Below are 8,143 nucleotides of genomic sequence, written 5' to 3' on the forward strand. Positions count from 1 at the left end.
CACGCCCTTCGGCGTGCCGGTGGAGCCGGAGGTGTACATGATGTAGGCCGCACAGCCCGCGTCCACCGCCAGGCCCAGGTCCTCGGCCGCATGGCCGCCGAGGTCCAGCAGGTCGAGCTCGACACGCAGGGCACCGTCCAGATGCGGCTGGTCGCTATGGGTCAGCAGTACCTTGGCCTGGCTGTCCCCGACCATGAACGCCTGGCGCTCGGCCGGGGCGTTGGCGTCCAGCGGCACGAACACCGCCGCGCACTTGCTCACCGCCAGTTGCGCACTCAGCAGGTCGAACGAACGCGGCAGCAGCAGCGCCACCCGATCCCCCGCCCGTACCCCCAGCTCCAGCAAGTGCCCGGCCAGGCGGTTGGCCTGCTGGTCGAGGGCCTGGTAGCTCCAGCGCCGTGCACCTTGCATCACCGCCAGCGCGTCGGGGCTGACCCGTGCATGGGCTTCGAACAGCGCATGCAGCGGCAGTTCGCGCGGATAGTCGCGGGCCGTGGCGTTGAACTGGCGCAGCACTCGCTCGCGCTCGCCTGGCGGCAGCCCGGTCAGCTGCCGCAAGGGCGACTGCGGCGCTTGCTCGAGGGCCTCGGCCAGTTGTTCCAGGGCCGCCTGCAGCAGTTGGCAGACCAGCGCGCCATCGACCTCCGGCACCGCCTGCACGCTCAACGAGAAGCCACTGCCCAGGTCGTCGATACTGACCACCAGCGGATAGTTGCTGCGCTCGTGGGCGGCCAGCAGTTCGATGCCTTCCCAGGCCCGCGCCTGCTCGGCGCCGCCCGCCGCGCTGTGGCGGTAGTTGAGCAGGCTGGTGAACAGGGCCTGGGACGTCGGCACGCCGCTGCAACGCTGGGCCAGGGCCAGGGACGCCTGCTCGTGGGCCAGCAATCGCGCCAGGCGCTGATGGGTCAGGCGCACGCCGTCGGCAACGCCGGCAGCGCCGACGCTGACCCGCAGCGGCAAGGTATTGATGAACATGCCCAGTGCCCGGTCGGCGCCTTCGCCGCCCTGCAGGCGGCCCAGCAATACGGTGCCGAACACCACCTCTTCGCGTCCGGACAGTTGCGCCAGCACCTGCCCCCAGCCCTGGTGCATCAGGCTGGCGACGCTGATGCCCAGTTGCCTGGCCTGTTCGCGCAGGCGGCAGGCCAGGGAAGTGTCGAGCAGCAGACGGTAGTCGAGCACCTCGCTGCCATCGCCCTGCACATCGCGCAGGCCGAACACGGCGGTCGGTTCGTCGATATCGCCCAGCAGCTCGCGGAACAGCGCCTCCTGGGCCTGGCTGTCGTCACGCAGGCGGGCCTGGGCCACATAGTTGCGGTACGGCACGCTGTCGCCCTGTGGCTCACGCCCCAGCAGCACCTCGCCGACTTCGGCCACCAGCAGTTCCAGGGCGGCGTGGTCGAGCAGGATGTGGTGCAACAGCAAGGTGGCCTGCAAGCGGCCATGCTCCAGGCTGCTGCTCAGGTGCATCAGCGGCGCCCGGCCAAGGTCCAGGCGCACGCTGTCCAGCGCCGGTTCGATGCGCAGGTGCGCTTCGCGCCAGACCACCTGCACCGCTTCGTCCAGCCCTTGCCAGTGAATGCTGGTACGCAGGATGTCATGACGCGCGATCACCTGGTTCAGCGCCGCGACGAAGGCGTCCAGTTCGGCCTGGCCGGCGAAGGCGAAGCCCATCTGCAACACATAGGGGTCGGTCTCGGCGCTGGCCAGGTGGTGATAGAGGATGCCCTGCTGCAACGGTGCCAGGGCGTACAGGTCCTGGACATTGGCCGCACCACCGGGGATCTGCGCCAGTACGCTGTCGAGCGCAGCCTGGTCGAGGCTGGCCAGCGGCAGCAGGTCCGGGGTGATGCGCGTGCAGCCAGGCGCAATGCGGTTGGCCGGCACCGCCGGCGCCACCTCGCCACCGACGGCGGCGGCCAGCGCGGCCAGGGTCGGCTGGCCGAACAGCACCCGCACATCCGCCGCCAGGCCGGCCTGGCGCATGCGCGCCGTGAGCGTCACGGCCAGCAGCGAATGGCCACCGAGCTCGAAGAAGTTGTCGTGACGGCCGATCCGCGCCACGCCCAGCAGCTCGCTCCACAGCTGCGCCAGCAGGGTCTCGACATCACCCTGGGGCGCTTCGTAGACCTGCTGCTGGGTTTCCGGCGCCGGTAGCGCTTTGCGGTCGAGCTTGCCGTTGGGGCTCAGCGGCAAGGCCTCGAGCCAGGTGAACGAGGCCGGCACCATGAACTCCGGCAACTGGCCGAGCAGTGCCGGGCGCAGGGTATCCGTGGTGTGCCGGGTACCGGTGTAGTACGCCACCAGGCGCTGGTCACGGGCCAGTACCACGGCCTCCTTGATGCCGTCGACTGCGGTCAGGCAGGCCTGGATTTCGCCCAGCTCGATACGCAAGCCACGGATCTTCACCTGGTCGTCGTTACGCCCCAGGTATTCCAGGTTGCCGTCCGGCAGGTGCCGCGCCAGGTCGCCGGTGCGATACAGGCGTGCGCCGGCACGCTGGGCGAACGGGTCGTCGATGAAACGCTCGGCGCTCAGCTCGGCGCGGTTGAGGTAGCCACGGGCCACCTGCACGCCACCGATGTACAGCTCGCCGGCCACGCCACGCGGCACGGGCTGGCCGTGGGCATCGAGCACGTACAGCGTGGTGTTGGCGATCGGCTTGCCGATCGGCGTGTTGTCCGGCGCGCTGACGCAGTGCCAGGCGCTGACGTCCACCGCCGCTTCGGTCGGGCCGTACAGGTTGTGCAACTGCACGCTCGGCAACTGCTGGTGGAAGCGCCGCACCAGGCTGCCCGGCAGCGCCTCGCCACTGCACATCACCTGGCGCAGTTGCGCCGGGCGCACATCGCCATGGGCGAGGAACACGTCCAGCATCGACGGCACGAAGTGCAAGGTACTGACCTGTTCGGCCGCGATCACCTCGCGCAGGTATTCAGGGTCGCGGTGCCCGCCCGGGCGCGCCATGACCAGTCGCGCGCCGGTCTGCAGCGGCCAGAGGAACTCCCACACCGACACGTCGAAGCTGAACGGGGTCTTCTGCAGCACCACATCGTCGCCACCCAGTGCGTAGGCGTCCTGCATCCACAGCAGGCGGTTGACCACCCCGGCGTGCTCGTTCATCACGCCCTTGGGCAGGCCGGTGGAGCCGGAGGTGTAGATCACATAGGCCAGGTTGCGTGCGCTCAGCCCTGGCACCTGCGGCGCCTCGGCCGATTGTTGCTGCCAGGTCGGCTGGTCGAGGTCGATCAGTTGGGCAGCCTCGGGCACGTGGCGGGTGGCAGCGTGTACCAGCACCGCCACCGGCGCGCTGTCGCCGAGCATGTGGCGGATACGTTCGGCCGGGTAGTCCGGGTCGACCGGCACATAGGCGCCGCCGGCCTTGAGGATCGCCAGCAGGCCGACCACCATCGACAACCCGCGCTCGACGCAGATCGCCACGCGGTCATCGGGCTTGACCCCCAATTCGATCAAGTGATGGGCCAGGCGGTTGGCCTGGGCGTCGAGCTCGGCGTAGCTCAGCTCGCCTTCCTCGGCGCGCACCGCCAGCGCATCCGGCGTACGCCGCACCTGGGCCTCGATCAGCCCGTGCAGGGTCTGTTCGAGATCGTAGGCCAGCGCCGTGTCGTTGAAGTCATGCAGCACCTGGCGCTGCTCCTCGACCTGCAACACCGGCACCTGCCACAACGGCCGCTGCGGCTGCTGCTCGAGCACCTCGAGCAAACCGTCGAGCACATGCAGCATCTGCGCGCCGATCCGTGCCGCGCCGGCCTGCGGCGCCACCCGCACGGTCAGGCGCAGGCGATCGCCGAAGTCGTCGATGTCCAGGGCCAGCGGGTAGTTGCTGTGCCCTTCGGTGCCACGGTCCTCGATGCCCTGCCAGGTGGCGTCGGCCACCGCGATGGCGGGCGCGGCGACGCTCTGGCGGTAGTTGAGCAACGCGCTGAACAGCGGCAGCGGCGCGGCCACGCCACTGCAACGCTGGGCCAGGCCCAGCGAGGCATGCTCGTGCAGCAGCAGCGCGGACAGGCTGCGGTGCGCCGCGCGCGCGGCGTCCTCGACGCTGCTCTCGCCCAGGTCCAGGCGCAGTGGCAAGGTGTTGATGAACATGCCCAGGGCGCGCTCGCTGCCCTCGCCGCCTTGCAGGCGGCCCAACAGCACGGTGCCGAACACCACGCTGTCGCGGCCGCTGGCCGCCGCCAGCAGGCGCGCCCAGGCCAGGTGCAGCAGGCTGGCGTTGCTCACGCCCAACTGCCGTGCCTGGGCCCGCAGACGGGCATAGCGCGAACCGGCGAAGTCGGTCTCGGCCACCTCGATGGCCAGGCCGCCGCGTTGCACGTCGCGCAGGCCGAACGGCAGGGTCGGCTCGTCGATATCACCCAGCTGGGCGCGGAAGAACGCCTCGTGCTCGGCTTCGCCGACGCCATGGCGGGCCTGTACCACATAGTTGCGGTACGGCACCGAGGCGGTGGCCGGCGCACCTTCGCCGGACAGGTAGCCGTGCATCTCTTCATGCACCGCCTGCAAGGCGATATGGTCGAGCACGATGTGGTGGTACTGCAGCACCGCCTCGACCTGGCCGCTGGCCGGGTCCTGGCGATGGTACAGGCGGATCAGCGGCGCCTGGCTCAGGTCGAGGCTGCCCAGCGCCTGCTCGTCGAACGCCAGCACTTGCAACGGCGCCTCGCGCCAGACCACCTGCACCGGTTGCGGCAGGTCCTCCCAGAGCACTGCGGTGCGCAGGATGTCATGGCGCTCGACCACCCGTTGCAAGGCCTCGGCAAAGGCCTCCAGGCGCGCCATGTCGGCGAACGCCAGGCGCGAGCGCAGCACGTAGGGATCGGCGTCGGGGGTGCTCAGGTGCAGGTAGAGGATGCCCTCCTGCAGCGGGGCCAGCGGGTAGATGTCCTGCACGTTGGCGGCGCCGCCCGGCACCCGGGCGACGATCCGCTGGATGCTGGCCTGGTCCAGTTGCACCAGCGGCAGCAACTCCGGGGTGATGCGCGTGCAGGTGGCGGGGATCAGGTTGGCCGGCACCTCGACCGCGCCGCCCTGGCCCAGGGTCGCGGCCAGGGCGGCGATGGTCGGCTGGCCGAACAGCGTGCGCACATCCACCTGCAAGCCGGCCCGGCGCAGGCGCGCGGTCAGGGTCACCGCCAGCAGCGAATGGCCGCCGAGCTCGAAGAAGCTGTCGTCGCGCCCTACCCGCTCCACGCCCAGCAGTTCGGCCCAGATCGCCGCCAGCAGCGTCTCGGTCTCGCCTTGTGGCGCGGCGTAGGCCTGGCTGTGCTGGGTCTCGGGTCTTGGCAGGGCCTTGCGGTCGAGCTTGCCGTTGGGGCTCAGCGGCAACGCGTCGAGGTGGATGAACAGCGCAGGCACCATGAACTCCGGCAACTGGCCGAGCAACGCCGCGCGCAAGCTGTCGGTCTCGTGGCGCGCACCGGTGTAATAGGCTACCAGGCGCTTGCCGCCGGAGGCCTGGTCATGGGCCAGTACCACGGCCTCCTTGATGCCGTCGACTGCGGTCAGGCAGGCCTGGATTTCGCCCAGCTCGATACGCAAGCCACGGATCTTCACCTGGTCGTCGTTACGCCCCAGGTATTCCAGGTTGCCGTCCGGCAGGTGCCGCGCCAGGTCGCCGGTGCGATACAGGCGTGCGCCGGCACGCTGGGCGAACGGGTCGTCGATGAAACGCTCGGCGCTCAGCTCGGCGCGGTTGAGGTAGCCACGGGCCACCTGCACGCCACCGATGTACAGCTCGCCGGCCACGCCACGCGGCACGGGCTGGCCGTGGGCATCGAGCACGTACAGCGTGGTGTTGGCGATCGGCTTGCCGATCGGCGTGTTGTCCGGCGCGCTGACGCAGTGCCAGGCGCTGACGTCCACCGCCGCTTCGGTCGGGCCGTACAGGTTGTGCAACTGCACGCTCGGCAACTGCTGGTGGAAGCGCCGCACCAGGCTGCCCGGCAGCGCCTCGCCACTGCACATCACCTGGCGCAGTTGCGCCGGGCGCACATCGCCATGGGCGAGGAACACGTCCAGCATCGACGGCACGAAGTGCAAGGTACTGACCTGTTCGGCCGCGATCACCTCGCGCAGGTATTCAGGGTCGCGGTGCCCGCCCGGGCGCGCCATGACCAGTCGCGCGCCGGTCTGCAGCGGCCAGAGGAACTCCCACACCGACACGTCGAAGCTGAACGGGGTCTTCTGCAGCACCACATCGTCGCCACCCAGTGCGTAGGCGTCCTGCATCCACAGCAGGCGGTTGACCACCCCGGCGTGCTCGTTCATCACGCCCTTGGGCAGGCCGGTGGAGCCGGAGGTGTAGATCACATAGGCCAGGTTGCGTGCGCTCAGCCCTGGCACCTGCGGCGCCTCGGCCGATTGTTGCTGCCAGGTCGGCTGGTCGAGGTCGATCAGTTGGGCAGCCTCGGGCACGTGGCGGGTGGCAGCGTGTACCAGCACCGCCACCGGCGCGCTGTCGCCGAGCATGTGGCGGATACGTTCGGCCGGGTAGTCCGGGTCGACCGGCACATAGGCGCCGCCGGCCTTGAGGATCGCCAGCAGGCCGACCACCATCGACAACCCGCGCTCGACGCAGATCGCCACGCGGTCATCGGGCTTGACCCCCAATTCGATCAAGTGATGGGCCAGGCGGTTGGCCTGGGCGTCGAGCTCGGCGTAGCTCAGCTCGCCTTCCTCGGCGCGCACCGCCAGCGCATCCGGCGTGCGCCGCACCTGGGCCTCGATCAGCCCGTGCAGGGTCTGTTCGAGGTCGTAGCTCACCGCCGTGTCGTTGAACCCTTCCAGCAGTTGCTGGCGCTCGGCCGGTACCAGCACCGGCAGGCGCAGCAAGGGTTGGCGCGGCTGGCTCTGCAGTGCCTCGGCCATGGCCAGCAGCACCTGGTTGAGCTGCTGGCAGATGCGTGCCGCACCTACCGTCGCCGGGGTCATGGCGACCAGGCGCAGGCCCTGCCCCATGTCGTCGACGTTCAGGCTCAGCGGGTAGTTGCTGCGTTCCTGGCCATCGAGGAAGTCGATGCCTTGCCAATGGCTGCGCCGCGCTTCGTCCACTTCGTGACCGTGGCGGAAATTGAGCATGGCGCTGAACAGCGGTGCCGGCGCGGCCACGCCGCTGCAGCGCTGGGCCAGGGCCAGCGAGGCGTGCTCGTGGGCCAGCAGCGCGCTCAGGCGCTGCTGAGTCTGGCCCAGGGCCTGCTCCAGACTCTGTTCGGCCAGGTCCAGGCGCAGTGGCAGGGTGTTGATGAACATGCCCAGCGCCCGCTCAGCGCCCTCGCCGGCCTCCAGGCGGCCCAGCAGCACAGTGCCGAACACCACGCTGTCGCGCCCGCCAAGGGCCGCGAGCAGGCGTGCATAGGCCAGGTGGAACAGGCTGGCGACGCTGATCCCGCGTTGCCGCGCCTGCTGGCGCAGGCGCATGGCCAGGTCATCGTCGAGCCACAGCTGGGCTTCCTCGATGTCTTGGCCGTCGCCCTGCACATCGCTCAGGCCGAACGGCAAGGTCGGCTCGTCGATATCGCCCAGCTGGGCGCGGAAGAACGCCTCGTGCTCGGCCTGGCTCACGCCCAGGCGCGCCTGGGCCACGTAGTTGCGGTACGGCACCGGTGCCTGGGCCGGCGCCGGGGCGCCTTGCAGGTAGCCGAGCAGCTCGGCGCCGACGATGTCCAGGGCAGTGTGGTCGAGGACAATGTGGTGGAACTGCAGCAGCGCCTCGATGCGCCCGTCGCTGGCCTCGTGGCCGTGCAACAGACGGATCAGCGGCGCCTGGCCGAGGTCCAGGCGCTGCAGATCGTGGTCATCGAGCTGACCGACCCGCAGCGTGGCTTCGCGCCAGACCACCTGCACCGGTTGCGCCAGGCCGTCCCACAGCACGGCGGTACGCAGCACGTCGTGACGAGCGATGGCCTGCTGCAGCGCGGCGGCGAACGCCTGCAGGCGCGCCGGGCTGTCGAAGGCGATGCGCGATTGCAGCACATAGGGGTCATGCTCGGGGGAGCTGAGGTGGTGGTAGAGAATGCCTTCCTGTAGTGGTGCCAGCGGGTAGATGTCCTGCACGTTGGCGGCGCCGCCCGGCACCGTGGCGACGATGCGTTCGATGCTTTCCTGGTCCAGTTCCACCAGT

Annotated in this window: 1 protein-coding gene; it reads right to left on the bottom strand. The window is 69.9% G+C overall.

The genetic code is table 11. The features are described from left to right. On the bottom strand, positions 1-8,143 hold an 8,143-nt coding region (locus F3J43_RS23530; RefSeq protein WP_166892965.1), incomplete at both ends, for a non-ribosomal peptide synthetase.

It is taken from the genome of Pantoea sp. Cy-639, assembly GCF_011752525.1.
In the GTDB taxonomy this organism is placed as follows: domain Bacteria; phylum Pseudomonadota; class Gammaproteobacteria; order Pseudomonadales; family Pseudomonadaceae; genus Aquipseudomonas.